General features: G+C 33.4%; 24 protein-coding genes and 1 CRISPR repeat array. Of the genes, 20 read left to right on the top strand and 4 right to left on the bottom strand.

The window, feature by feature from the left end:
* Positions 1–332: 332 nt before the first annotated feature.
* Positions 333–2,609: a beta-glucosidase BglX gene (bglX, locus tag HGP29_RS22840; RefSeq protein ID WP_168884770.1), complete on the bottom strand. Its 2,277-nt coding sequence runs from the start codon at positions 2,607–2,609 to the stop codon at positions 333–335.
* 1,324 nt (positions 2,610–3,933) lie between these two features.
* Positions 3,934–4,746 (bottom strand): hypothetical protein, encoded by an 813-nt coding sequence (locus HGP29_RS22835; protein WP_168884769.1) that lies wholly within the window; start codon positions 4,744–4,746, stop codon positions 3,934–3,936.
* A 1,591-nt stretch (positions 4,747–6,337) separates the two neighbouring features.
* Here HGP29_RS22835 and HGP29_RS22830 point away from each other — a divergent pair.
* Positions 6,338–6,556, top strand: a complete 219-nt coding sequence (locus HGP29_RS22830) for a hypothetical protein (RefSeq protein ID WP_168884768.1) — start codon at positions 6,338–6,340, stop codon at positions 6,554–6,556.
* Between the two features lie 23 nt (positions 6,557–6,579).
* Here the strand turns inward: HGP29_RS22830 and HGP29_RS29020 are convergent, their stop codons facing one another.
* The gene (locus HGP29_RS29020) at positions 6,580–6,714 is read right to left on the bottom strand and encodes a hypothetical protein (RefSeq protein WP_262889546.1); all 135 of its coding nucleotides are present in this window, start codon (positions 6,712–6,714) and stop codon (positions 6,580–6,582) included.
* A gap of 86 nt (positions 6,715–6,800) precedes the next feature.
* On the opposite strand from HGP29_RS29020, the gene HGP29_RS22825 reads away from it, so the two are divergent.
* The 15 genes from HGP29_RS22825 to cas2 all read left to right on the top strand — a co-directional run bounded on the left by HGP29_RS22825 (position 6,801) and on the right by cas2 (position 19,455).
* Positions 6,801–7,034, top strand: a complete 234-nt coding sequence (locus HGP29_RS22825; RefSeq protein WP_168884767.1) for a hypothetical protein — start codon at positions 6,801–6,803, stop codon at positions 7,032–7,034.
* A 425-nt stretch (positions 7,035–7,459) separates the two neighbouring features.
* Complete coding sequence (locus HGP29_RS22815; protein WP_168884765.1) at positions 7,460–7,786, top strand: hypothetical protein; 327 nt, start codon at positions 7,460–7,462, stop codon at positions 7,784–7,786.
* Between the two features lie 434 nt (positions 7,787–8,220).
* Positions 8,221–8,424 (top strand): hypothetical protein, encoded by a 204-nt coding sequence (locus HGP29_RS22810; protein WP_168884764.1) that lies wholly within the window; start codon positions 8,221–8,223, stop codon positions 8,422–8,424.
* A gap of 26 nt (positions 8,425–8,450) precedes the next feature.
* Positions 8,451–8,921: a hypothetical protein gene (locus HGP29_RS22805; RefSeq protein WP_168884763.1), complete on the top strand. Its 471-nt coding sequence runs from the start codon at positions 8,451–8,453 to the stop codon at positions 8,919–8,921.
* 7 nt (positions 8,922–8,928) lie between these two features.
* Positions 8,929–9,621 (top strand): hypothetical protein, encoded by a 693-nt coding sequence (locus HGP29_RS22800; protein WP_168884762.1) that lies wholly within the window; start codon positions 8,929–8,931, stop codon positions 9,619–9,621.
* A gap of 8 nt (positions 9,622–9,629) precedes the next feature.
* A complete protein-coding gene (locus HGP29_RS22795) occupies positions 9,630–9,986 on the top strand; it encodes a hypothetical protein (RefSeq protein ID WP_168884761.1) in 357 nt (118 codons plus the stop codon).
* Between the two features lie 1,074 nt (positions 9,987–11,060).
* Positions 11,061–11,939 carry a helix-turn-helix transcriptional regulator gene (locus tag HGP29_RS22790; RefSeq protein WP_168884760.1) on the top strand — a complete coding sequence of 293 codons (879 nt, stop codon included), beginning with the start codon at positions 11,061–11,063 and terminating at the stop codon, positions 11,937–11,939.
* Positions 11,940–12,004: 65 nt separating this feature from the next.
* Positions 12,005–12,658 carry a CRISPR-associated endoribonuclease Cas6 gene (gene cas6 / locus HGP29_RS22785; RefSeq protein WP_168884759.1) on the top strand — a complete coding sequence of 218 codons (654 nt, stop codon included), beginning with the start codon at positions 12,005–12,007 and terminating at the stop codon, positions 12,656–12,658.
* Between the two features lie 2 nt (positions 12,659–12,660).
* Positions 12,661–13,185 carry a hypothetical protein gene (locus tag HGP29_RS22780; RefSeq protein WP_168884758.1) on the top strand — a complete coding sequence of 175 codons (525 nt, stop codon included), beginning with the start codon at positions 12,661–12,663 and terminating at the stop codon, positions 13,183–13,185.
* Positions 13,169–15,307 (top strand): CRISPR-associated helicase Cas3', encoded by a 2,139-nt coding sequence (gene cas3, locus HGP29_RS22775; protein WP_168884757.1) that lies wholly within the window; start codon positions 13,169–13,171, stop codon positions 15,305–15,307. Before HGP29_RS22780 ends, cas3 begins: the two co-directional genes overlap by 17 nt.
* On the top strand, positions 15,273–16,535 hold the full coding sequence (locus HGP29_RS22770; RefSeq protein ID WP_168884756.1) for a hypothetical protein: 1,263 nt from the start codon (positions 15,273–15,275) through the stop codon (positions 16,533–16,535). The genes cas3 and HGP29_RS22770 overlap by 35 nt, the downstream gene beginning before the upstream one ends.
* Positions 16,536–16,561: 26 nt before the next feature.
* Positions 16,562–17,590 carry a CRISPR-associated protein Cas7 gene (locus tag HGP29_RS22765; RefSeq protein WP_168884755.1) on the top strand — a complete coding sequence of 343 codons (1,029 nt, stop codon included), beginning with the start codon at positions 16,562–16,564 and terminating at the stop codon, positions 17,588–17,590.
* Between the two features lie 58 nt (positions 17,591–17,648).
* Positions 17,649–18,152 (top strand): CRISPR-associated protein Cas4, encoded by a 504-nt coding sequence (locus HGP29_RS22760; RefSeq protein ID WP_168884754.1) that lies wholly within the window; start codon positions 17,649–17,651, stop codon positions 18,150–18,152.
* A gap of 7 nt (positions 18,153–18,159) precedes the next feature.
* Positions 18,160–19,164, top strand: a complete 1,005-nt coding sequence (gene cas1b, locus HGP29_RS22755) for a type I-B CRISPR-associated endonuclease Cas1b (RefSeq protein WP_168884753.1) — start codon at positions 18,160–18,162, stop codon at positions 19,162–19,164.
* Positions 19,165–19,194: 30 nt separating this feature from the next.
* Positions 19,195–19,455, top strand: coding sequence for a CRISPR-associated endonuclease Cas2 (cas2, locus tag HGP29_RS22750; RefSeq protein WP_168884752.1), 261 nt, complete (start codon positions 19,195–19,197; stop codon positions 19,453–19,455).
* Positions 19,456–19,660: 205 nt separating this feature from the next.
* Positions 19,661–20,347: direct repeats of the CRISPR family, unit length 30 nt; unit sequence GTTTTGCTCTGAACTATATTGAATTGAAAT.
* Positions 20,348–20,634: 287 nt separating this feature from the next.
* Here cas2 and HGP29_RS22745 read toward each other — a convergent pair.
* Positions 20,635–21,075 carry an SLOG family protein gene (locus HGP29_RS22745; RefSeq protein WP_168884751.1) on the bottom strand — a complete coding sequence of 147 codons (441 nt, stop codon included), beginning with the start codon at positions 21,073–21,075 and terminating at the stop codon, positions 20,635–20,637.
* A gap of 368 nt (positions 21,076–21,443) precedes the next feature.
* On the opposite strand from HGP29_RS22745, the gene HGP29_RS22740 reads away from it, so the two are divergent.
* The 4 genes from HGP29_RS22740 to HGP29_RS22725 all read left to right on the top strand — a co-directional run bounded on the left by HGP29_RS22740 (position 21,444) and on the right by HGP29_RS22725 (position 25,852).
* A complete protein-coding gene (locus tag HGP29_RS22740) occupies positions 21,444–22,676 on the top strand; it encodes a protoporphyrinogen/coproporphyrinogen oxidase (RefSeq protein WP_168884750.1) in 1,233 nt (410 codons plus the stop codon).
* A gap of 142 nt (positions 22,677–22,818) precedes the next feature.
* Positions 22,819–23,850 (top strand): serine hydrolase domain-containing protein, encoded by a 1,032-nt coding sequence (locus HGP29_RS22735; protein ID WP_168884749.1) that lies wholly within the window; start codon positions 22,819–22,821, stop codon positions 23,848–23,850.
* A 135-nt stretch (positions 23,851–23,985) separates the two neighbouring features.
* Positions 23,986–24,933, top strand: a complete 948-nt coding sequence (locus tag HGP29_RS22730; protein WP_168884748.1) for an alpha/beta hydrolase fold domain-containing protein — start codon at positions 23,986–23,988, stop codon at positions 24,931–24,933.
* 1 nt (position 24,934) lies between these two features.
* Positions 24,935–25,852, top strand: a complete 918-nt coding sequence (locus tag HGP29_RS22725) for an alpha/beta hydrolase family esterase (protein WP_168884747.1) — start codon at positions 24,935–24,937, stop codon at positions 25,850–25,852.
* Positions 25,853–25,863: the final 11 nt, after the last annotated feature.

Here is a 25,863-nt window from a genome sequence, read left to right as displayed (position 1 = left end):
TATATTCGACAGTTCCCCTGTAATTGTATTAATAGATTAAATTCTTGGGAAAATATTGACGTAATAGACCATTTTCATTTGTACCTATTTGCCAACTAAATATAGAAGTCAACAAAATAAGTATTAATCGATAAGTGGACCGGTGAGCACTTATTAGCAATGATATTTCGTTTTGATAATCCTTTACCAAGATATCCTTCAGTTTTACATCTTTGTTCCAGAGAGCGTAGTTTATTCATCACGATTAAATATTGATTTGGTCGGATTTCCAATGTACAATTCTCTCTTTTTTAATACTATTTATTGTTACATTTTAACTTAGAAAGTAAGATTTAGTGTTTGAATGAAAAAATAGCTTCATTCTGAACATTTGAAGAGTTAGGAGCAATCCAAACTTTGAACTTCCCTTCTTCAGTTACTATGTTTTTGTTGATATCAAGAATTGATAGCATATCAGGAGTGATATCGAATGTTACTTTTTTCGATTCTCCTTTCTTGAGTTTAATTTTTTGAAAGCCTTTCAGTTGTTTTACTGGTTGAGCAACAGATGCAAAGATATCTTGAGTATAAAGCTGAACTACTTCTTCTCCATCATATTTGCCAGTATTTTTCACTGTAATAGATGCCTGAATTGTACCTCCTTCCTTTAATTCATCAGTTGATAATTGCATATCAACATACTCAAATGAAGTATAACTTAATCCGTAACCAAATGGATAGAGAGGAGAGTTTTCTACATCTAAATAGAATGATTTATAATCCTGAGGGTTGTTTTGGTCGAATGGCCTACCCGTATTTAAAGCATTATAGTAGATAGGCACTTGTCCTACATTTCTTGGGAACGTCATGGTCAATTTTGCTGAGGGATTGTACTTTCCTGCCAATACATTCGCAATAGCATCACCAGTTTTAATCCCCAAGTACCACGCTTCAACAATCGCGTCCACATTTTGATCTTCCCATGATAAATCCAATGGCCTTCCATTCAATAAGATCAAAACAATAGGTTTTCCCGTTTTCTTTATCGCGTGCATTAGCTCTCGTTGGGCTTTTGGAATACGAATATCCGTTCTGCTTGCCGCTTCACCAGACCAATTGAAATCTTCGCCCAAAGCCAAGAAAACAATATCACTGTTTTTGGCTACTCTCACAGCCTTCTGAATTTCTTTGGCGTCACTTCCTCCCATCAAATCAGCACCTTTAGCATAGCTAAATTTAGCATTTGAAAAAAGGTTAGTGACGCCCTCATAAACAGTCACACTTTTAGAACGGTCACCTTGAATTGCCCATTCTCCATTTAGGCTTTTTCTATCTTTGATCATTGGACCGATCAAACCAACACGTTTATTTGTATTTTCAGCTAACGGTAATAGCTCTTTCTCATTTTTCAATAATACGATAGAACGTTCCGCTCCTTTCAATGCTTCTACCAAGAACTCTTCTTTCATCGTGTTTTCCGCTTCACGCTTGGTATTCATATATCTATAAGGATCTTCAAACAATCCTAATAAGAATTTCAATTCTAAAATTCTAGCAACCGCAACATCAATTTGACCTTCCGATACAGCACCTTCATCCACTAATTTTTTAAGGTTTTGAATATAAGCAGCTCCATTCATGTCCATATCAATCACAGCATTTAAAGCTTTCTCTGCCGCTTGTTTGAGGTCTTTAGCATAACCGTGAGGAATCATTTCATTGATGGCCGTATAGTCCGTTACTACCATACCTTTAAAATCCCATTCGCCTCTCAAAATATCTTTGAACAAGTATTTGTTACCAGTGGCAGGTACTCCGCTGACTGTATTAAAAGAGGTCATAAATGTGGCTACCTTATTCTCAACTGATGTTTTAAAAGGAGGTAAATACGTTTCTCTTAATACTCTATCAGAAACATCTACCGCATTATAATCTCTTCCTGCTTCTGCTGCACCATACCCAATAAAATGCTTCGCACAAGCCAACATGGTATGCATTTCACTAAAGTCCTCATAACTTTTGATACCTTGAAAACCATTGACTCTTGCTTTTGCGATTTCTTTTCCTAAGAAAACATCTTCACCGGCACCTTCCATCACTCTTCCCCAACGCGGGTCTCTAGCAATATCAATCATGGGGGCAAACGTCCAGCTGATCCCTGCCGAAGTCGCTTCAATAGCAGCAATTCTAGCACTTTTCTCCATCAAGTCTAAATCCCAGCTACAAGACTCTGCCAATGGCATTGGAAAAGTTGTCTTATATCCATGCACTACATCTGCTGCAAATAAAATTGGAATTTGAAGACGAGAATGCTTCATTGCCTGCTCCTGTAGTTTACGTAACCCTTCCGCTCCAAAAACATTGAACATACTTCCTACTTGTCCCTTCTCCAAGTACTCTTTAAAGTCGTCATTGATCTGCGGTCCAGTTAGTGTTCCATGTCCAGAGAACTGTGTCATTTGTCCTATCTTCTCCTCCAAAGTCATCAAAGATAACACTGAGTCCACCTTCTCTTCAATCAATGGATCTTGGCTATAACTTTCCCAATCGAAGTTTTTTTTCTTCTGTTCACACGATAATAAAATGGAACAGCCTAAAAGTAATAATATTGTCTTATTAATAAATTTCATACAGATAAGAGAGTAAGTTGATTTCACCAATTCAGATGATTTGCTTAGTGAAAAATAGAGTTCAGTTTTACGATTGTTTTGTGATTACAAATATGGAGGGGATTCATTATGAAAGTGTAATTTTATATATCATCAAAAAGACATCATCATTCAATTAAACATATAACTTGCTGTATATCTGTATTTTGAAAATGTTAATCACCTCATTTCACTACAATGATAAGATGGATTGATGTGATAAAATCACATCATTGAAATGGGAATATTTCCATGAAAATTAGAGAGGAAAGGGATATAACATGATGATTGTGAAGTTGATTTGTGATTTGGGAGTAGCATACCACAATTTATATTTAGAAGAAGCTTGTTATTTCCCTACCTCATCAATTAGTTAATATGAAAGTTTATAGAATAGGGTTAGTCTATCATATATTTTTTGATCTTCTAATTTGGTAGTCAGAAGATTCCTGAAATTGATGAAGAAATAATAACAGTATAAAACCTTATACATACATTTCTTATTCCTACAAGCGATCTTAGAGCAGATCACATAAAATTGGAATGCTACATTTTCTGATCTTAGAATTTTTTCAAGTTCTGTTCTGAGCGTGAGTCTATCTGTTGGGCGGGGTTAGAAAAAGAAAATAATGGGTGGTAAAAAACTTAAATAATCAATTATATTTCCAACCGTTATCTCCCTTTGATGAGGGTTGCTTTAACGAAATGGGTAACAAATTATGGATTGGTAGCAGTCTAAAAGAATGTAAGTCAAGATGCTTAGTAAGAAGTTTGATTTTGGTTTGAATGAGCGGAGTGAAAGATAATGACGAACTAATAAGGGGTAATGTTATTTAGGGAACATTATAGTTTGCGACTTTGAACCACTATTTAGTTAACTTCACCCTACTCCAAGTCATCATCACAACAAATAAAGTAGCTACTCCTACCTAAGAAAGAATGATGAATGAAATAAAGTGAAGTAAGGTTGGGTGCGTGAGAAAGAAGTAACGGAAAGTTTATCATCAACTCCTCCAAACCTTGAAATTTATAAATTTAGATACTATTCCTTCTTTCTCTTCCAAGAAGGAGTATTTACTAAACATAGGGAAGTGATGACTATCCTTTAACTGGTTAAACTTTAATCTATCGAATTGAACTCTTTCATTAAGTGTGTAAGTACTATAATACTTGAAATTGATTCAAAATTACTCCCCACTTTCTGATCGGCATAGTCTATTCCTTTGTAGCTTCTAACAAGGCTAAGAAAACTGATTTTTTTCTGCATCATCTGTAGGGAAGGATAATTTATTCTTTGTGTTTTTTCTTATTTCTTTTTCTTTCCATTTAGCATAAACATAACATTGAACTGGAACATCCACTCAGATTTTGCCATAGATTCTGGTCTAACGGCATTGTAGTAACCAGCAGTAGAAAGTCTCATCATTCTACCATTACCTAATTTAAACATTTGACCTACTCCAAGACCTACAGGAACCACCCATTTAGTATCACCTTCAATTCCTGAGTTATAGTTTATTGTTGGCTGAGAACTGATAGAGAATCCACTTGGAAAAGAGTAACTCAAAATATAATATAGTTGAGATGCCTGTATATCATTACCTGCTACACTCCAAGTATGTGTATAGTTTAACATAGCATAAAATCCTTTCTTTTTATATGCTACTGCTGTTGCAAGTCCTAATCCCCAGAAATCATCACCATGCATAGCAGTTTCATTAAAATTACTAGTATATAAATTTGCTGATGGACCAATACCTACTACCAAAGAATTACCAATTGGTTTACTGTTGGTTAAAAATGCTTGATAATTGATATTTCCAATATTTGTTTCACTAATATTTGATTTAGCATTATATCTAGTAGAAATAGGTATTGTAAATCTATTGATCATTTTTATGTCATCGGAGATATCGATAGGTACGGCAGGATTGATCCATAGTGTGTTGCCTGCATTTTCACCAATGTTCATGTTGTTTTGAATCATCAATTTATATATGTTGGCAACAGGGTCTAAAGCTTTAATAGATTCTTCTTGCATTGATGTTGTATTTTGGGCTTTTACATTAGGTAAAATGAATAAAATCAGCAATGTTATAAATAATAGTATAGGTTTCATAGTAATTATTTTATTAGATTATTATTTTTTGATGATACAAATATATGGCATCATTTAGTTTAATATTGTACAATATTTTTATGATTTTGTATAAAATTTTTAGAATTAAAAAAGAAGCCTAATGGACCCTTTTTTTATATCATGTCTAATCCTATAATGACGATGCATTAAAATATTCGCTATCATAGAAGAAAATTAAAATCATCAGAACATTAAACGCACATAGAAAAATTACTCACAATCTTTAAAACTTCAATTAATCTTTAAAGATGAAAATGGCCCACTTAGTCTAAAAGCAGCTCAACAAAAAAATGGAATTCAGGATAACAGTATAATGAAGTCCTGATTGCAAAAATATGGTGATTTTGATTGGGACCATAAAGTGAATACCATGAAAAAGAAAACACCAGAACAAGTATTATTAGAACTAAAAATGGAATTAGAAACTACTAAGAACAAATAATCATTTAGAAAAAGAGACTCAAAAGTAGATCATAACGAGTATGAAAAAAATTATATAAATATTATTAAGGAAAGAATAAATAGGACCATCAGTCATGATTGTAATCTCAGCAAAAATGTAAACTACGTAATAATATTTGAGGCTTATTTAAAAGATTGTATTAAATCATATAATTTGGTCAGAACTCATATGTATTTTTATATAAAATTCCTTCTCGAATGCATAAAACTAGAGGCCTTAAGAGAAAAACATATAAAAAATAAGACCCAATAATTAATCAATTACTGAGTCTTGTATTAATATATTTTACACTGAAAAATTGTATCGTTATTTCAGGGCATTACACTTTTTAATGGTCTAGATTTAGTGATTTGTGTATACATTTTTTTGGTTTTAGTGTCTTGAATTTTAATTAAACTGATTCAGTCTCTTTTTCTACCTTTGCATCTTTTTGAAAACTTGGTTCAAGAACTCTTGAGAGTAAGTACCATCCGACCAAATGACATAAAGTATGTAGTGCAATGGTATTTTGTTGAACTGCTGAATTAGTAGAAGACGTTATCCAGTTTAAAGCAATAAGTATAAGTACACAATCACATTAAAGATTCTGAAAGCTGTTGTAGTATTCAACATGAAATTTTAGATTATAAAGGTTTAAGTGAAAATCTATTTTTGATGATATAAACGAGTTTTATTATTCTATCGATTACTTTAATAAGGCCAATAATTACCTTATTTAGCTCTTTTAAAGTCATTTATATTATTATAGCTTCTTGAAAGAAACTTAGTATATATACTCTACTTAGCAGAGTAAAAAATGAAACAATCCACACCATCCCTGACATCAATAGAAACTGAGCTTCAGAACTTATTACCCAAAGAAAAACGCTCTTGGAAGAAGAGTTGATGTTAATCGTAAAAAGTCAGCAATTATACTCCGAAAACTTTAAGAATTTTCAGCATGGGTGGATCATGTATCTTACTCTACCAACGTAGCGGTCCTATATTTGGCGAATCTTCAAAGCTTCTAAAACCTAGCTGGGATTAACGAATCCAAGAATCCAAGCGACTTACAACAGGCCACTTCAACACCATACCAACTAGAAACCTTTGCTAAGATAGAGAAGCATGTCCCCTAGCCATATCATCAACGATCAAGCACAGAAGATCTTGAGTGGAGAGGTACAAACCAAAGAGATCAGAGAAACCTGGAACAAGATCAAAGATGAGCAACTTACCGATCAAGACGTTCAATTCAATGAAAGGTATTCTGTATCACTAGGAGAGCATCAACAGGCACTTACCGCTGAAGAAGTTTATGATGCAGTGACACTAAAAACCGAGTGAGTGAAGGAACTATGTATGAGGCATTATCCTTTTATCGCCAAGATTAAAACACCACCAGAGAATAACGCTTTTAAAGAAGTAACGGTAAGAATAGCAACAGAAGAAAAAACTTGATTTGGATAACCAAAACCACAGTGTAGAAGATTCGATGCTATCATGACTATTAAGCCACATTACCCTACTTATGGTGATGAACTGATGACTGCCGGAATTGAGAGCAAAGTTTCTAAGTCAGATCTGATGAATGATACCAAATTCACTGAGTACCTATGCTGCACAGACAGACTTCTTCTTTTTTACAGTACCATTAAAGCCAATGGAGTTCGCTATTGAGAAGGCTGAACAACAAGAGCAAGCTGAAAGGATTGGTATTGTAAATGCTGAAACAGGGCAGATGATTAGAGTACTTGAGAGACAAGTGGTAGAGGTTGCTGAGAAGATGGAAGTGTTTAGGGAGTTGGTGTTTGTGAAGGTGTAAAAGATGAATTGATAAGTAATTTTATATTACTATTTAACATAACCTAAGTTATCGAAATAAGGTAGTTCTTTTTTAATTCATCCATATTTAATGCATTAAATATAGTTTGCTCCATTTCAGTTAAAGCCATTGGAGGTTTCAAGTCTTTCCACATAAATACAATATTAACAGCTTTAGAACGCACCTTATTCTCTTTGTATTATCTACAGTCAAATGGTATTTACCAAATGATTTCCAAGACAGTATAGTTTCATATAAACTTTTTTCTTCAGACAATAGGTTTTTTTATCAGGATTTTCCCTTATATAATTGAAGGAGTAAACAAACACTCCAAAATGGAAATTTAAATTACAAAAGTATAAAGAAAAGAGCAGAGGTTCACTGGGTGTTCCAACTTAGAACTGAACTATAAAACAAATACGAAAATGAAAACAGTAGTTATATCAATCTTAGTAGCTTTAGTATTATCTTCATGTAGTTCTAAAAATGAACCGACTCCACAACCTACGAGAATTGTAGAGTATATGGAAATGGAGTGGAATGTCACATATGTAAATACATGGGATGCTAATGTTAAACTAATAAGACATTACGATAATAGGCCAAAGGGCATGACTGCTACAGTAGATGGTAATAGTTATAGAGTAGGAATATCATCTAGGTCAAATAGTAATTTGATCATCATAACTGATGTAAATGACAATAACAATAGCATCGAAGTAGTCGATAAATGGACTAAAGAAGCAAAGTAAATAATAGACTAAATAGAGTTATGAAAATAATAATCAAAGCAATAACCAACCCATTCATAGTAGTTCATTTCGGAGAATCAAGGTGTAGCTTCTCCTGAAGACTTCTTAGAATTAGATAACCTTCCAGGTAAACTTGGTCAATATGAGTGGATCAAAATCTCAAGAGAAGATGCAACTGATCTTGCTACAAATGTTGTGATAATCAACTCCAAAGGACTCATCGGTTTGGATACATTCCCAGTAATTAACCAACAAATTAGAGACTAGTTCGGTAGCAAGGTAATTGAACTACCTCAACATAAGTGAATTTTTGAAGGTGCAATGAGATATACTTACCAACCAATCAGAAGAAAATAAATTCTGTGTAGTTGTAATTGATTAATTCGGGGAGAAGATTTGTACTTGGCCTTCTCCCAACTATAAAAAAACTAAAAATGGAAAATTTTAAATATTATATCGGAACATTCGTTTCAGTATTCATTATTTCTATAACATGTATCGCAGGATATCATGTTTACAACGACATCTGGAATGAGTTCCTTGAAGACATCGAAGGTGTACTTACAATAGCATCACTAATTGGTATCAGCTTCACCTTTAAAGCCGTTAAGTATTTAAGAACAACAAAAGAAAACTAATCTCCCCAACAATAACATAAACTAAAATGAAAAAGGTATTAACTTTAATCACATTGCTTTTTACGTTAGTTGCTAATGCGCAAACAACCATCAAAAATAGAACCCTTGGAGAGTGGGGTATTGAAGAAACTGGAGAAGTAACAGTTGCTGGTTATGACATGATCCTTTCAACTAATGTTGTAGATAATAAAGTGTACAAAATTGTGATCGGCACTGGTATAAATTATGACTCTAACACAGGTTATTTTGATAATGCTCACATAACCTATTCCGAGGCACTTGATTTAAAACAAGCACTTGAAAACCATTTGGGGGTGAGTTTTCAATTAATAATTGATGACGAAAAAGGAAAAGTTTATTCAGGTTCTACTGAGCATGAGTATTACGGATTCATAATCAATTACACTAAAACAAAGGGTCGTTACTCGGTAGGTGCTGTATTTGAAAATAAATTCCTTGTTGCGTATGAAAAAGACTTAAGACATAGTGATATATAAACTAAAGATGAAAAGAGTATTAAGCATTTTCGCACTATTAATCACATTAGTATCTTGTTCAGAAAAAAAAGAAGTTTTTCCAGGTGCACCTCAAACGGGCATTTTCAAAAATGGAGTTTACTTTTCGTCAAAAACAAAATATAGAGGTATCCAAGAATACACGTATTACATCAATGGTGGTGAAGTACGTAGATATTACACATCTTCCACAACGACCAATCCATTTTTCAATGTTCAAGTTGGGAGAATTGAAAACGACTCAATGGTCGTTTGGCAGCAAGGTTATCAAATGACAAATCATGAGAACAAGTTTCTTATTCAATCGGGAGATAATGAAATGTATGAGGTCAACAATTTAAAAACAGAGTTAGAAAAGAAAGATTTAACATATTCTCCAAACTTTGAAGATCAACTTGTTTGGTTATCCCATATTGAGCAAATCTTCGATTACAATGTACAACAGAAAGAAACGAATGGTGTATATGTAAATACAGCAGGGAATTTGACAATTAAAATCAATAATGGTGTTTTCACTGCTCCTGAAGGATGGACACCTTATAGAGAACACCAGTTTGAAGATTTCCACAATCACTTCCTTAGATACCGCAATGTGAGTGATCAAATTGTATTGGTTGATTTCAGACCTTTAGAGAAAACAGATTACATCATTTGGAATGGTTCTATATTTAAGAAACAATAAACAAAACAATGAAAAATTTAATTATATCAATCGTAATGCTTTTATCATTTCTTGCAGTAACAAATGCACAAGATTATCACAAGACATCTTTCTGTAAAAAATTTCTCAATGACTATTCATACTTTGGTCATGTTGATTACTATAAAACGGAGATCAATGTTTATAAACAATTCTTTGTACCATCTGTATATGGTTTGTCAAACGTAGATAAAGATCATGTACGTGAGTACGTAAGAAAGAACGTACTAAATGATTCTGTTGTTAGAGCAAGATTAAGAGCGGCCGGATTCCAAGAAATGGTTGTTCATGTCTATGATAAAGAAGGAGTTTCTATACAAGTGACATCCTTTTGGATATATGAATAAATACTTAAAATTTACGAAAAAATAAACCGGTTTAATTGAGGTCCCTCCCATGATTCCTATCCGATGTGCCATATTGAAATTTATAAACTAAATAAACAGTTTTTAAAGTTGAGATGAATTTACAATTGATAGAAAGGTGTGTTTTTTATTAATTCATTATTAAAATAATATTTGATACTCTTTCACTAAGTGTTTAAGTATAATTGGAAAGATTAGGATTAAAGCCTAATTTTTTCTTTGTATAATACATGAAATTGATTCAAAATTACTTCCTAGTTTCTGGTTAGTGATTTCTTTATAGCCTTTAGCAAGGTTAAGTTACTATATCATTCTGTTATAAGGATAATTTGTTCTTGATGTATTTTACGCATAGACTATGATGTCAATTCGATAATTCTCTTTGTAATGCTTAATCATAAAATCATCTATTTTAATTTTTTGATTATTAATCTTCTATTCTATCCTTGAATTCTGTTTTCGGTAGTACTTAATTTAAATCTTCTGTAATCTGATTTAATGTCTTTCTTAATTTTTCTATACTGCTTTAACATGATTATGATTTTTTGTGAGCAGATTAATTAAGTGCGTTTTTTTTCTTCACATTGATCTTATCTACTTGTTTTTTAAAACCATAGTATTTATAGTCGTTAACCATAATTGAATTTATGTGATTTAAAACTGAGTGGAATATTTTTCACTAACTTTCTACTTTACGATGTTTCACTATTCTTTAGTACTAGTTCAACAGATTTTTCTTTAAGTTCTACAATCAATAAAACCTTCAGAAATTCTCAAGAGTTTACTTCTTTACCAATATAGCTTCTACTTTTACTGATAGGTATACAAATACTACAATAAGTATTATTAAATTTTTTATAAATGTGGTTGAGAAAATATTATACTCTGTTATATTTCAATATTAGTGATGAAAAAGACGACCAAAAGTATCTTGATAAATTATGTATATATTATACCAATTTTTTTAATTTGCTTTTACTTAAATAACATGAATTTCTAATGTTTTATTTTTGATTAATGACAAGAGATACTCGCTATATTATACGAATCTTAAATATGATTCAAGAACTTTCAAAATATGAATACACGGTTAAAGAACTTATCAATAAATATGAGATCAAAAGATCTCAGATTTACAACGATTTCGATACCATAAAAGAGTTACTTGGACCAGAGTGTTTTAACAAAACGACAATTCTAGGCACAAGAACTTTTACGTATAAATTAAAACCGTACTATAGTATCGATATTGGAAACGCACTAACTAAAAAAGAACAAGAAACTATCCTTTCACTAGCATATTCCTCCACAAGTCATGAATACAGAAAACATTATGACAATATCAAACGAAAAATTAAATCACTCACAGAAAGTAATTGGGCTCATGTTAATTCAATTATTGACAAAGAATTTAAGGTTACCAATGCAATCACTTTTGGCTATAGAATCAAATTAATAGATTACGAATCTCCAAGTAGTAATAAAGTAAAAGATTATCATTTAGAACCCACAGCTTTGTATGACTATAACCGAAGGTTGCACGCGTATGACTTAAATAGTAACAAATTCAAAGACTTCAAGATAACACGAGCAAAAGCAATTCTAATTACAAAAGAAAAATGTAGTTTAAAAGACGGATACAAACCTAAATTTTTTGATTGCTTTGGTTTTTCTTGTATCAAAGAGAATGAGATTCAAATACAATTCGAAATGACAAGATTATCAGCCAATATTCTGAAGGAGTCTTACCCCGATGCTATTCGTTCAATTAATCATACACAACACGAAGACTTCCCCTATATTTTTAAAGGGCATATTGCCGATTATATCGGTGTCGGTCAATTCATATTAAGCATGCCTGGAAAAGTAAGAAATATTCAACCTCCAACATTAATAGAACACCTTATTACAGAAAAAAATAAATTTTTATTTTAACTATCCATTAATATTGGATAGTTAACCATTATAATTGTAGTAACATTAATCAAAACGACCAATTTATGAGACTACACGTATCATGTACTACTAATACCGAAAAAATACCTCGGTATTATAAACCTAAATTAAAAGGTACACTTCACAAGTGGCTTGGCAATTACCAATCACATGATGGAAAATATTCCACTTACTCAATTTCAAATATTGATGGAATTAAGTTCAATGGTGACTTTGGTACAGCAAAGAAATCAGGCTTGAAATTCTTTATCTCTTCTATTGATAAAGAGTTTATAAAAAAGATAATTCTCGGTATCAAGAAAGACAACACCATGTTTTCAGGCATCACCGTAGACCAAGTAAGTGTTGAGGCAGATCCCGTTTTCGATAAAAAAATCGAACACTTTTTTGTGGATTCTCCAGTACTGGTCAAAAGGGATAATAAATACTTTTTTGCAGGTGATAAAAAAGCAGATGAATACATGACTGACCTCATGAATAAAAAATTAAAGGCAGCAGGATATGATGATGAGGTTCAGATTATGTTTGACCCTCATTATAAAAAAAGCAGTACCACTGAAGTAAAGTACAGAGATATAAGAAATATATGCAGTATATGTCCTGTATACATCAAAGGTACACCTGAAGCCATTGCTTTTGCATGGAATGTAGGTATTGGAAATTCAACAGGTATTGGTCTTGGAGCTATAAGTAAATAATTATGTTTGCAGTAAAATATAAAGGAGACTTTGGTTTCATCAAACCTTGGGATGCCGTAAGAAATGATAAGATTGCCTCGCAGCAATTTCTCACACCATCTATGGTGATGGGAATGGAAATTATGCTATTCGGTGAAGCAAACGGAGCAATCAAAAGACATCGAATCAAGTTTGATATTCTCACCCCTCAACAGGAGACTGTCCAAGGAAGAGGTTTCTTTGTGAAGAATAAAATGAATCAAAAAGAAACAGGAATAGCCACTAGGTACACTATGTTAAATCCAGAACTTTCACTGTTATTCGAGACGAAAGAAGAGGCAGAAGTAGCATTTAATTCTCATTTATTTCTCGCACGTAATGAGGATATCATCTTCCCCATTCACATAGAAGAGATAACTGAAGAAGAGTTCGATCTCCAATACGAAGGTTTTGAATTGGTAAAAGGGGACACTATTGTAGTAGGATATAACAGGTATACAGGTGATAAAATGACTGGTAACTTGGAATATTTTGAAAGAACAACTTAATAAACTAAAAGCCAAGTCGGAAGACTATAAAGGGCATCAGCTAAGCCTTTTTGAACATACAGAAGATGTATATCATTCCATTATCAAATTTGCTCAATACCTCAATGTTGATGTAGAAATCTGTAAAAAAGGTGCTGTCTTACATGATATGGGAAAAGCCCACCCTTGGTTTCAGGAATCTTTAAAAGGTATTCGACCAGAAAAAGCATATCGGCATGAGTTGGGGTCTTTATTTTTCCTTCCATTATTTCCAAAAGAAGAGTGGGACGTACTTATTGAGTTAGTCGTATCGCATCATAAATCTATACAGAATGATCCTAGTAACAGAGGGATATTAGATTTATTGAAAGAAGACGAGGAATTCATCGATTGGCACCTAGAAGGTTGGGAAATATGGTCAAAAGAAACAGCCCTTATATGGAAAGAATTTGATATTGAGTACAGAGATATTTCTGAAGATGAAGCAAGAGAAGCTTTTGATTATGTTTTAGACTTTTGTGAAAGTATTGATTTTGGTGTATCAGCATGGAAAGGCATACTAATGGGCGCTGATCATATTGCATCTGCAATGGTAGACAATACAGAACTCTCATTGGAGAGAATGTTCAAAACTCCTGATCTTAGGTTTTACAACACAACCCACCCGTTATATCCAATATCTGAAATACCTCCATCTGAGAAAAAGCATACACTATGTGTAGCACCAACAGGAGCAGGCAAAACCAATTTTATGATGAAGCGAACAAAAGGCAGAGTTTTTTATACACTCCCTTTTCAAGCCTCCATCAACGCCATGCTTCACCGTATTGGTAAAGACTTAAGAGCAGATAATCCTGAACTCGACCTAAGAGTACAGCACTCTGCTTCTAAAGTAGTGCGAAGAGGTACTGATTTCGAAACAGAGCTTCAAGGAAAAGTGGGAGCAAGTATTACTATCTTAACTCCTCATCAACTAGCAGGTTTGATCTTTGGGCTGAAGGGATATGAGGCTCAACTGTTAGATGTCAAAGGATGTGATATTATCCTAGATGAAGTACATACTTATAATAGAGCATCACAAGCAATAGTCTTGAAGCTCATAGAAGTATTAAAGGGTCTAGGGTGCAGAATTCACGTAGGTACTGCCACTATTCCAACAAAGTTGTATGAAGAAATCTTGAAAAGATTGGGAGAAGATACTTATGAAGTTTCATTTAATGATGAGACTCTATCTAGCTATGACAGACATACAATTCATAAGGTTGATGACTTTGAAGCAACTTTTCCAATACTTCAAAAAGCAATAAAAGCCAAACAAAAGGTACTTGTAATATGTAATCGAGTGGCTAATGCACAACAGATGTATACTACCCTATCAGAACTTTACCCTGATGTAGATACTATGTTGGTGCATAGTAAGTTCAAAAAAGGTGAACGAAACCAAAAAGAGCAAGACTTGATCGACCATTACAATACGATGGAAGAAGCATGTATTGTAGTTTCTACGCAAATCGTTGAAGTTTCTCTTGATATCAGCTTTGATATTATGGTCACAGAAGTAGCTCCATTAGATGCACTGATACAGAGACTAGGCAGAGTACACCGAAAAAGAGTTGCTTCGTCTTTAGATGCAAAGACAAGAATTCATAAACCAATTTACGTCATTGCACCTCCAGAAGATGAAAAAGAAGCTCTTCCTTATGAACTAAAAATACTAGACAGAACCTACGAAATGCTTCCAAATGACGCAATTCTTCACCAGACGAGTATGCAGGAAAAAATTGATTATGTCTATCCAGAGGTGGATCTTATGGATATTGATACACACTGTATTTTCAAAAGTGATCAATCCATCAACATAGAAAAACTCTGCAGTAATACTAAATCTACCTTCATAGAACTTCTTGAAATTGATTCAGTAAAAGTAATCCTTGAATCAGAAGTAAGTCAATATGAAAAAGCAAACTATGAAGAAAAGATGCTGATGGAAATTCCTGCTAGCACCTATCATGTTAGTGATTGCGCTCAGCTAGAAACAGGAGCGAGACCATTTGTAATACCTGATAGAGCTTATTCAGAGTTAGGGTTAAATACTAAAATGATAAACGATGATAACAACAGATACGGGTCGAATTTTATATAACACCCAAAAGAAGTCTTTAGAAGATTTTTTTAAGGAATGTGTTCATATTCTTTTTGATGATGGAGTGAATAATAACCTTATATATTGTATTAATTCTCCATTTTCAAATGCCGCATTTAAAAATAGAAGTCTAGCCGATCATATTGCAGATTATGAAAGTAAAGATTTTGAAGTTCTTGATGATGCTATAGCACCTGGGTTTCCTGCAAGTGATGCGAAAGCATTAAAAGCTACATCTTTTGGAGTTTCTAATATCTTGATGAGAAACGGAAAAGAAGATTCAATGCTAGCTTTTATAGGCTATTCATTAGAAGTTGGAATGGCTGGAGGTCAAAATTTATATTTTTCTGAACCCGAAGTACTCACCATAGTATTTGAGGGATGGAAAATTTACAGACAGCTTCTTAATAATGAATCTACAAACTTGCAACCAAATAAGTTAGCATCTTGGAATGGTCAATGGCTGAATTATAGACTTTCAAATCACTTTAAAGGTCAAACAGACTTTCAAACTTTAGATAGAGAAGGGTTCTTTAAACCTGATAAAAAAGGAGTAATGGTAGAACCTATCTATTGGTCAGAGCTTTACTTTACACTGAACAAGTACTTCGGTAAAGAATTAAACAAAGTAACCCCATCTATGGGAGCTATTGGACAGATGAAATCTACCATGGGATTTTTAGTTCTTGATTTCAAGTACTGTAGATCTCTGAGCAAAATGTATGAGCACTTGACAGGTAAAAAGTTAGATAGTAAAGAGTTTAGAGCATTATTTGGATTATCATCTATGAGAATTGTAGATACTATGCGTGTAAGTATGAGAACCCTACAACCTCCTTCTTTAGAAAAAATGCTCGAAATGCAGAAAGCATATAAGTATGATGAAAAAAATTATTTTCAACTAAAAACATATCTATTAGTAATGTTAGGAACACAACTGGAAAAAGCACAGAAATTAATAGAAGAAACAGCTAAAATGTTAGTGGAATATAGAAACTCCACAAATAAAACAGATCGTAAAAACAAGGTGGAAAAAGGTCTCTTCGGTAATAATACCAAAGCAAATTACATCGATACACTTTGTGAAATTATTCCTGATCTAGAAGGTGATTATAAAAACCTAATCACTGAAATTCAATCTGTTTTACTGAAACTGAATAAATCAGACTTCAAGATGTTTGCATTACTGGTAAAACTAGAATATGCCAAGCTGGAAAAATTCAACTAATCAATTAAACCAAAAAAATAAAAAACATGAATACATTATATATCAGCATCGCTAAAAAAGTGGACCATTCTATTTTCAATGTAGCAGATGGTCAAAAAACCTACTGGGATCCTACTTTTAATAAAAGACTACCTTATTCTTCTGGCCAACAAGTAAAACGTTGTATCATCGAAGAAATAGCCAACTCCGGAAATTTTCAGCTTGCTCCTACCACTTTTGAAAATATCGTTTCCAAGAAGAAAGGTAAAACTGAAGTATCAGAAGGTGCAGTTTCTACACCATGTGATCCAACTTATGTTGATCAATTACTTGGTGGTTGGATGAATATCAATAAATCTTCAAATATCAAAAGAAGGTCTCCCCTATCCATTTCTGCTATGAGACCTATTCACCCTCTTTTAGCAGGAGTAAACGAAACAACAGGGACGTTCGATAGAAGAGATAGAAACAACAATGTAGTGGTATTCAAAGAAGGAGATAATATCTTGGATGAAGAAGCAGTTGATCAGTTATTAGAAGAATTTTCTTCAAGATCTTTCACTACTAAGTTTCTTCAAGAGCAGAGATCTGCAACAGGTATTTTTATATTTGATGTAGCTATAGATCTCAACCGTCTTTTCAGCGTAAAGTTTTCTAAAATTGACTCAGAACTTACAGAAGAAGTGAAAGACAAACTTCTAGAGCAAGGTTGGGAGCAGAAAGACGATCAGCTGATTCTTCCAAAAGAGAAAAGAGAAATGCTTATTCCTCATATTGTAGATGGTATTTTGAACTGGAGAATTACTTCCAATCAATCTCGTAACTTCTCTATGATGGAAATATTGGCGGTTGCAACATCCACAAACGTACATGAAGTATCAGGAGCAATCAGAGCCGAACTTGACCAAGAAGAGCACGCTCAATTAGTTTTAAGTGATGATGCATTTATTACAGAGTCTGCAGCTGCTTATTCCAATAGTTTTAATGCTTCTCCAACGGCTATCAATGATGCTAGATCAAAAATAATTGAGCTATTATCAAAGCACAATCCAGCACAAGAGAAAGTCACTCTTTAACCCTAAAGAGGTCTCTTAGTTGAAAAATTAAGAGACCTCTTTTCCTCATGTCAATACAATGACCATAACACCAACTATCGTTTCTTACCTTCACCTATGTCACAGAAAACTTTGGTTGCACGCTCATCATTTAAGAATGGAAAGTACCTCTGAGCTTGTTGCTGAAGGTAAATTGATTGGAGAAACGACCTACCCACAAAGAGCACTAAAATGGCAGGAATTAGATTTAGGAATAGCAAAAATTGACTTTTTTGATCCGAAATCAAATACAATTCATGAAATCAAAAAATCGAATAAAAAATCATTCGCTCACAATGCTCAAGTAAAATATTACTTATATCTATTACATAAGATCGGAATAGCGGAACCTACCGCAATTATCGAATATCCTAAATTGAGAATCACAAAAACAGTAGATTGGGATACAGAGGAAGATCAAGACCTTGTTGAAAGTTGGATTAACCAAGCAGATACAATAATCAAAGGTACTTGTCCCGACAGACTACAAATAAGTAAATGTAAAAAGTGTTCCTATTTTGACTTTTGCTGGAGCGGAGAATAGCAATATTATGAAAAAATCATTTTACTTATTTAATCCTGGTAGACTTAGCCGAAAAGACAATACCTTGAAATTTGTACCTGTAGATGAAAATGTAAACGAAGGACAAGCAAGATATTTACCCATTGAGCAAGTTGCTAATTTATATGTGTTTGGAAGCCTTGATGCCAACTCTGCACTTTATAACTTCCTCGGTAAAAACGGAATAGGAGTTCATTTTTTTGATTATTACGAACATTACACCGGTTCCTTTTACCCTAAAGAGTATCTACAAGCAGGGCAGTTACATGTACAGCAAAGTCTCCACTATAGTGATCCTATGAAAAGAATCACCTTAGCCCAAGAGTTTATCAACGTTGGAGCATTCAACATGCTTAAGAATTTGAAATACTATCAGAACAGAAATAAAAATACCGCAGAAGAGATTCTCATTATTGAGGAACTGATAAAACAAATCAATCACACTACTAAAGTAGATGAGCTAATGGGAATTGAAGGCAATATCAGACAAGTCTATTATTCAGCTTTCAATAAAATTATACCTACATTTCCCTTTAACGGAAGAGAAAGACAACCTCCAACAGATCCAATTAATGCTTTAATCAGTTTTTGTAATATGATCTGTTACACAGCCTGTCTAGATATGCTTTATCACACACAACTAGACCCTACAATCAGTTTTCTACATGAACCAGGTGTCAGAAGGTATTCCCTCGCGTTAGACGTAGCAGAGATATTCAAACCTATTCTTGTAGATAGATTAATATTCTCATTGGTCAACAAAAAACACATTCAGGTAAAACATTTTAGGAATGAAGTAAATGCTTGCCTACTCAAAGAATCAGGTCGGAAAATTGTGATGAAAGCATGGGATGATAAACTCACAGATACTATCAAACATAGAAAACTTGGACGGCATGTAAGCTATAAGCACCTCATAAAACTGGAATGTTACAAACTCTCCAAACACCTAATGAGCATCGAACAGTATCAAGGTTTTAAAACATGGTGGTAAGTAGGAAAACATTAGTAAAATAGAAATAGTATGTATATAATTTTAGTATATGATATCAATACAAAGCGAGGTGGAAAAATGCTTAAATTGTGTCGAAAATATCTCAATTGGATTCAAAACTCAGTATTTGAAGGTGAGCTTACAAACATTCAATTAGAAAACTTAAAGGCAGATGCAAATGAGATTATGCAAGAAGGTGACTCATTAATTATCTTCAATAACAAAAGTAAAAAATGGCTAAACAAAGAAATCATAGGACAAGAAAAATCATCCATAAATAACTTCCTTTAGTCGTCGAGGAAATTAAAATTTTCAGTGTAACTTGACAAACTCAATACTGACATGTATAAATATCTAATTTTCAACAATTTAAACTAGTCGTCGTAAACGGAGGTAAATCTTATTAATAAAGGTCGACGACTTTAGATGTAAAATTCATCAAGTTTTTATGCCTTTTGGGCTATATTTACGAAAATTTTGAGACTTTTTTACGGGGGTTTTGCTCTGAACTATATTGAATTGAAATTTCACTGTAAGAGTAGATTGGAGTAGTGCTACTGATTGTTTTGCTCTGAACTATATTGAATTGAAATACACCTTGTCTTACGATCTTTACTTTCTTAATGAAAGTTTTGCTCTGAACTATATTGAATTGAAATTAGTAAGTTGCTTTGTGGTTATTTGCTGCCCAAGGGTTTTGCTCTGAACTATATTGAATTGAAATTTTTCTCTTTGATATCTCCAGGAAGGAATCCTAGCTGTTTTGCTCTGAACTATATTGAATTGAAATATTATTCACAGATCTTTACGTGTAAGACAATTACTGTTTTGCTCTGAACTATATTGAATTGAAATTGTCGTGCCACGCGTTCAATCGATGCTTGAAATGAAGTTTTGCTCTGAACTATATTGAATTGAAATAGACAAAACACAGAATGGGCCGTGAATATTGCTTAGTTTTGCTCTGAACTATATTGAATTGAAATAACGCATGGCGATACAGAAAGGAAGGAGATGTCCATGTTTTGCTCTGAACTATATTGAATTGAAATTTCCGTGACTTCATTTGTTCTATGGCAGAAGCTGCAGTTTTGCTCTGAACTATATTGAATTGAAATAAGTGTAAAGTAGATACTCCAATTCTATCAATGAAGTTTTGCACTGAACTATATGGAATTGAAATGTGTATAACACCTATTCAAATAAAGACCTTACTAGGTTTGTACTAAACTAATTTTTTATTTACATAAATGTAAGCTAATATAAAGGGCACCAACACCAAGGCAAGAAACAAAGCTCTCTTCATTTTATCACTGTCGCCACATGAAATTGTTTATACATTTCAATGTATGAACAGGTGAATTTGATTGCAGATATAATTCCTTATATCTGCAATAGGACTGCCGACAGTATCAAAAAAGAGTCTACCTCCCAAAGAAGATAAACTCTAAAACTACTGATCATCATAACCTATTTCCTAAACAGCAGACCGGCATTTTCCTCAACAATACGATTCCGCTTATAATCTACCACCCGATACTTCAAACCGTATCTTCTTGCCAACTGAATCATACTTTTTGAGCCTGGACTTTCACCATCCCAAAAGCAAATCAAATGAGTGGCATATTCTGCCATCTGCTTATTTCTTAAAGGACCCGCCTTTTTTCCCTGAGACCAATCCGGTAGAAACTTCTTTAGCTTAAAACCATTTCTAATTGCAAACTCCTCTCCTAGTTCATCCGCACCTCTGCCACCACCAGACACCAACTGCGTATTAAATTGGTGCAAGTTGTTAGACTCAATAAACTCCTTAGTGAAACTATCCATCATTGTATGGTTTTGGAAGTATCTTGTACCAGCAATTATCAGCTTGTTCTTAAAATTTATGATATCCATAATTCTATGATTCATTTTTCTTGTTTTTAGTATTTAGATAAAACACCCTAAAAGCTGTCAGAAAGAAATAGAATTGAAAAATGAGTTTTTGGATTTTGCGATGGGTTGAAGAACAAGCTAGCCGAAAGAAAGAGATAGCTTGGTAAGAGAAGGTTTGATTTTAAAGACCATTTTCTTGTAAAGCTATTGAAGGGAATTAACCAATAGGCTAAGCTCTGCCTTTTAATGCGGATTATGTTTTGTTGTCAAGCGTTTTATTTTTTTAAATCTTTTATTATGTAGTCCTGAAAATAACAAAATAAGAGGTAAACTGTTTATCAGTGTAGGATCATTTATTTGATCAAATTTAAGCATTGAATTGATTAATATACTATAGGAAATTAATGGAAGATAAGGTTTACATCATCGGAGCGGGGGTTAGTGGTCTAATTGCAGCATATGAACTAGAACAATATGGCTACCACCCCATAGTTATTGAAAAATCCTCTGAAGTTGGAGGAAGAGTGAAAACTCTCCAGGAAAATGGTTTTGTGTTAGACGTCGGCTTTCAGGTATTACTTAGTGCCTATCCTCTCGCACAGAAGTATTTGGATATGGAAAAACTGAACTTAAGAAAACTAGCATCTGGAGCTCTGATATATTCCAATGGTCAAGCTTATCGTATTGGTGACCCACTAAGAAATTGGAATATACTTTTCCCTACTTTATTGTCTGATATTGGATCTATTTATGACAAACTGAAAATTCTACAACTCAACCTGAGTTTAAAGAATAAATCATTGAAAGATATCTTTAGTTCTAATGAAAAGACAACTTATGATTACCTTGTTGATTTTGGCTTTTCTACAAAAATTATCAATCGATTCTTTAAACCTTTCTTTAGCGGAATATTTTTAGAGCCTGATTTAAATACCTCAAGTAGAATGTTTGAGTTTGTATACAAAATGTTTGGAGAAGGTCATGCAACTATACCTCAACTAGGTATTGGAGAGATAAGTAAACAACTGAAAGGTAAATTGAAACATACCGAGTTCGTTTATAATACAGAAGTGACTGAAATGACAAATGATTTTATTACACTTGGATCTGGTGAGAAGAAATCACATCAAGGTGTAATTATTGCTAGCAACACTCCTTCTCTGATTAATCAAGAAGAAGTAAAGTGGAAATCTTGTATGTGCATATACTTTGAAGTAGATCAAACTAATATCCCTCAGGAAACCATTGCTTTAATTGCCGACACTGAAAAATTTGCCAATAATTTATATGCCTACCGAGATCATAGTACAAATAAGACTATTCTTTCCGTTACTTCATTAGAAATTCAGAATCACACAGATCAAGAAATTATTGATCATGTAACAAGAGAAGTGAAACATTATACTGGAGCATCTACTATAAAATATATAAAGCATTACAGAATAAATAAAGCTCTTCCAGATCGTAAAAACTTAAAAATGACAGTCACTGAAAAAGAAAACAGGTTATCTGAGAATATATTTATTGCAGGTGATTCTCTATTGAACGGTTCATTAAATGCTGCCATGGAATCGGGTAGAAATGCAGCTATACAGCTTATTAATTACAAGAAAAAGTCATTAGAGATAAGTCAATAATTTGTGAAGCATTTTTAGATTCATCATTTGTGTTAGTATTTCAGTGTAGTAATTTTAAATATATCGAAAGATCCATTTTAAAATTATTACCTTAGACTTTATAGTTTCTCTGCTACCATAACTCAAATAGACTTCATCCGAAATGCAAAAGAAAAAAGCAAAACAGCTCTTTAGAATCATACTACTTGTTAGTACTGCAATTTCATTATTCTATGTCCCTTGGATTTTAGTAAGGGCTTTGATCGTACCACTTCCAAATACGATTCAAGAACAAGTAAATGAAGCAATAAGTTACGGGTTCGATGGTATGATTGTTTATGTTGATAAGGCGGGTCACCCTCCTGCGTTTTATACTGGTGGGTGGAAAAATAGAGAAAATAAAATCCCTGCTGATCCTAGCTCATTGTTCAAAATTGCAAGTATCAGTAAATTATATGCTGCTGTTGCTATCACCAAGATGGTAAAAGAAAATCGCCTATCGTTGGATGAAACATTAGCGGATAACTTCCCAGAACTTGTAGGTAGAATCGAAAATGCTAAACAGATTTCTTTAAAGATGATGATCCAACACCGTTCAGGAATTCCCAATTTTACAGATAACCCTGCCTATTGGGAAGATGAACAAGAAAATGGAAAAAGAGCTCTCGATTTTGCCCTTGATTTACCCGCTAGTTTTGCTCCAGATCAAGGTTATGAGTATTCCAATACAAACTATTTATTGTTACGCCAATTGATGGATAAAAAATTGGGATATAGTCATCAACAATACATTAAAGAGAAGATATTATTACCACTAGGTTTAAAGGATACTTATTTCTCCATTCGCGAGGTAGATTTAGAAGATGTGATGAGCGGATATTATGTCGGATACGAGGAGGACTTTAAAGCCAATGACTATGGTATGCTAGCTACAGCAAAAGACGTGGGTACTTTTTTAAGAGCACTGAATGATGGTTCTGTTTTCGAAGAAGGTGAGCAAGAAATTTACCCATATGAATATAATCATGGCGGGTTAGTCATTGGCTATCAAAGTTTAGCTGAATACCATAAAGATATTGATGCTGTTGTGATACAGTTTATCAATACAACAGATTTTAATGGTTATGAATGGAATCTATCCGAGATCATTATTAACCGCATTGTCAAAATATTAAAAAAGCAGAACGAAAATTAAAGTGCTATGGTCATTTTATACACTCAACAATTTCTTTCGTTGAAAAATAAATGACGTTAGTTGAAAAAATTTTGATGAGAGTGATAGATTTCAGACTTTTTCGATGATTAAAATTTGAAATGAAATATCATAAGTGTGAAACATCTAACAATTATCAGTTCTTTTATTATTCTGTTGGCTACTTCCTTAGTTTCTAATGCTCAACAAAGTAAACCGGTACCTCAATTACAAAACATCAAGTACGGAGAACATGAAAGAAATGTAATCGACATTTGGTTTGCTGAAACCAACAAAAAAACACCATTAGTTTTATATATACACGGCGGAGGTTTTACCTCAGGTAGTAAAGAAAAGTTAGGTGCAAAAACTTTAAATTCATTGCTAAATGCAGGTATCTCCGTAGCGGCAATCAATTATCGGTTAATTGCCGATGCACCCCTTCCAGCAGCCCACAATGATGCAAAAAAGGCACTACAATTTATTCGGTTAAATGCTGATCAATGGAAAATTGACAAGTCAAGAATTGGCCTTCATGGAGGTTCTGCGGGTGCTCAAATCTGTATGTGGTTAGCATTTAGTGATGAAATGGCAAATACTGAAAGTGACAACCCTATAGAGAGAGAATCTACTCGAGTAAGTTGTGTAGCCCCTTTTTCTGGACAAACAACTATGAATTTAGAGTTTTGGGAATCACTTTTCAAAAAGCATCTAAATGAAGGTGCTAATACTCAAGCAGCTTTAGATAATAACTCAAAGTTAGTAAAGAAGCGAAAAAGAATGTACGGAGGTAAAACAATGGAGGAAACTAATTCAATTGCGAATAGTTTATCTGCCATCACTTTAGCTTCTTCAGATGATCCTGCCGTTTATATGAGTTATAATATGTCTCCTAAGTCAAAAGCACCTAAGAACCCTAAAAAAATGAAATCTTGGATCATACATCATGTAGATTTTGGTATTGCATTACAAGAAAAATTAGATCAACTCGGTGTAGAGAGTGATTTAAAATATCCAGGTGCTAGGACTAAATATGTTTCTGTTGTAGAGTTTTTTAATGAACATTTACAGAAAGAGAATTACTAAAATGAAATCATTATATACAATACCTCTTTTTATTTTATTATTTACACAATGTACTACCTCAACAGACGAAGGTGTTACCCCGAATGATACCATTGTTGAAGATGTTGTTATTGAAGAGGAGACAATACTTGAAATTCAGACAGGAAAATCCATTGATACAGTAGAGGTCAATGGTACGAAAAGAGAATATACTATTTATATACCTTCTACTTATGATGGTACTTCACCCCTTCCTATACTTTTATCATTTCATGGACTAACCAGTAATATGGAGTTTAATTATGGCTACACAAAATTTCATGAACTGGCGGAAGAGGAAAATTTCATTGTGATCCATCCGAATGGAATTTCAAATAAATGGGTACTTACCAATAACAATAATATAGATGTTGATTTCGTCCAAATCTTATTAGATCATGTTGAAAGCAGCATGAATGTCGATATGAATCGAATCTATTCTACAGGAATGTCTATGGGAGGCTTCTTTAGTTTTCACCTTGCCTGTCATCTGACAGATAGAATTGCTGCCATTGCTTCAGTTACAGGTTCAATGTATCAACCAACGATAAATACTTGTACTCCTTCCCGTTCTATTTCTATTCTACAAATACATGGAACGGAGGATAATATCGTACCTTATTCGAGTATTGAAGGCCTACTTACATTTTGGACCAATCATAATCAAACGGATCTTTCTCCTGAAATTGAAAGTGTTCCTGATATAAACACCGAAGACGGAAGCACTGTAGAAAGGTATACCTATTCGAATGGAGAGCAAGGCACAGAAGTACATCACATAAAGATCACAGGCGGTGAACATGATTGGCCTGGCTTTAAAGGAAATATGGATATTAGTGCTTCATTAGAAGTGTGGAATTTCTTGAAGAACTATGATCTGAATGGCACCACTAATTTCTAATAAAATGCTTA

This window comes from Flammeovirga agarivorans (assembly GCF_012641475.1).
Lineage (GTDB): Bacteria > Bacteroidota > Bacteroidia > Cytophagales > Flammeovirgaceae > Flammeovirga > Flammeovirga agarivorans.
This window is presented reverse-complemented; position numbering and strand designations above follow the sequence as displayed.

Coding starts and splice junctions, on each gene's coding strand:
- bglX (WP_168884770.1), bottom strand. CDS start 2,609: ATGAAATTTATTAATAAGACAATATTATTACTTTTAGGCTGTTCCATT.
- HGP29_RS22835 (WP_168884769.1), bottom strand. CDS start 4,746: ATGAAACCTATACTATTATTTATAACATTGCTGATTTTATTCATTTTA.
- HGP29_RS22830 (WP_168884768.1), top strand. CDS start 6,338: ATGTCCCCTAGCCATATCATCAACGATCAAGCACAGAAGATCTTGAGT.
- HGP29_RS29020 (WP_262889546.1), bottom strand. CDS start 6,714: ATGATAGCATCGAATCTTCTACACTGTGGTTTTGGTTATCCAAATCAA.
- HGP29_RS22825 (WP_168884767.1), top strand. CDS start 6,801: ATGATACCAAATTCACTGAGTACCTATGCTGCACAGACAGACTTCTTC.
- HGP29_RS22815 (WP_168884765.1), top strand. CDS start 7,460: ATGAAAACAGTAGTTATATCAATCTTAGTAGCTTTAGTATTATCTTCA.
- HGP29_RS22810 (WP_168884764.1), top strand. CDS start 8,221: ATGGAAAATTTTAAATATTATATCGGAACATTCGTTTCAGTATTCATT.
- HGP29_RS22805 (WP_168884763.1), top strand. CDS start 8,451: ATGAAAAAGGTATTAACTTTAATCACATTGCTTTTTACGTTAGTTGCT.
- HGP29_RS22800 (WP_168884762.1), top strand. CDS start 8,929: ATGAAAAGAGTATTAAGCATTTTCGCACTATTAATCACATTAGTATCT.
- HGP29_RS22795 (WP_168884761.1), top strand. CDS start 9,630: ATGAAAAATTTAATTATATCAATCGTAATGCTTTTATCATTTCTTGCA.
- HGP29_RS22790 (WP_168884760.1), top strand. CDS start 11,061: ATGATTCAAGAACTTTCAAAATATGAATACACGGTTAAAGAACTTATC.
- cas6 (WP_168884759.1), top strand. CDS start 12,005: ATGAGACTACACGTATCATGTACTACTAATACCGAAAAAATACCTCGG.
- HGP29_RS22780 (WP_168884758.1), top strand. CDS start 12,661: ATGTTTGCAGTAAAATATAAAGGAGACTTTGGTTTCATCAAACCTTGG.
- HGP29_RS22770 (WP_168884756.1), top strand. CDS start 15,273: ATGATAACAACAGATACGGGTCGAATTTTATATAACACCCAAAAGAAG.
- HGP29_RS22765 (WP_168884755.1), top strand. CDS start 16,562: ATGAATACATTATATATCAGCATCGCTAAAAAAGTGGACCATTCTATT.
- HGP29_RS22760 (WP_168884754.1), top strand. CDS start 17,649: ATGACCATAACACCAACTATCGTTTCTTACCTTCACCTATGTCACAGA.
- cas1b (WP_168884753.1), top strand. CDS start 18,160: ATGAAAAAATCATTTTACTTATTTAATCCTGGTAGACTTAGCCGAAAA.
- cas2 (WP_168884752.1), top strand. CDS start 19,195: ATGTATATAATTTTAGTATATGATATCAATACAAAGCGAGGTGGAAAA.
- HGP29_RS22745 (WP_168884751.1), bottom strand. CDS start 21,075: ATGAATCATAGAATTATGGATATCATAAATTTTAAGAACAAGCTGATA.
- HGP29_RS22740 (WP_168884750.1), top strand. CDS start 21,444: ATGGAAGATAAGGTTTACATCATCGGAGCGGGGGTTAGTGGTCTAATT.
- HGP29_RS22735 (WP_168884749.1), top strand. CDS start 22,819: ATGCAAAAGAAAAAAGCAAAACAGCTCTTTAGAATCATACTACTTGTT.
- HGP29_RS22725 (WP_168884747.1), top strand. CDS start 24,935: ATGAAATCATTATATACAATACCTCTTTTTATTTTATTATTTACACAA.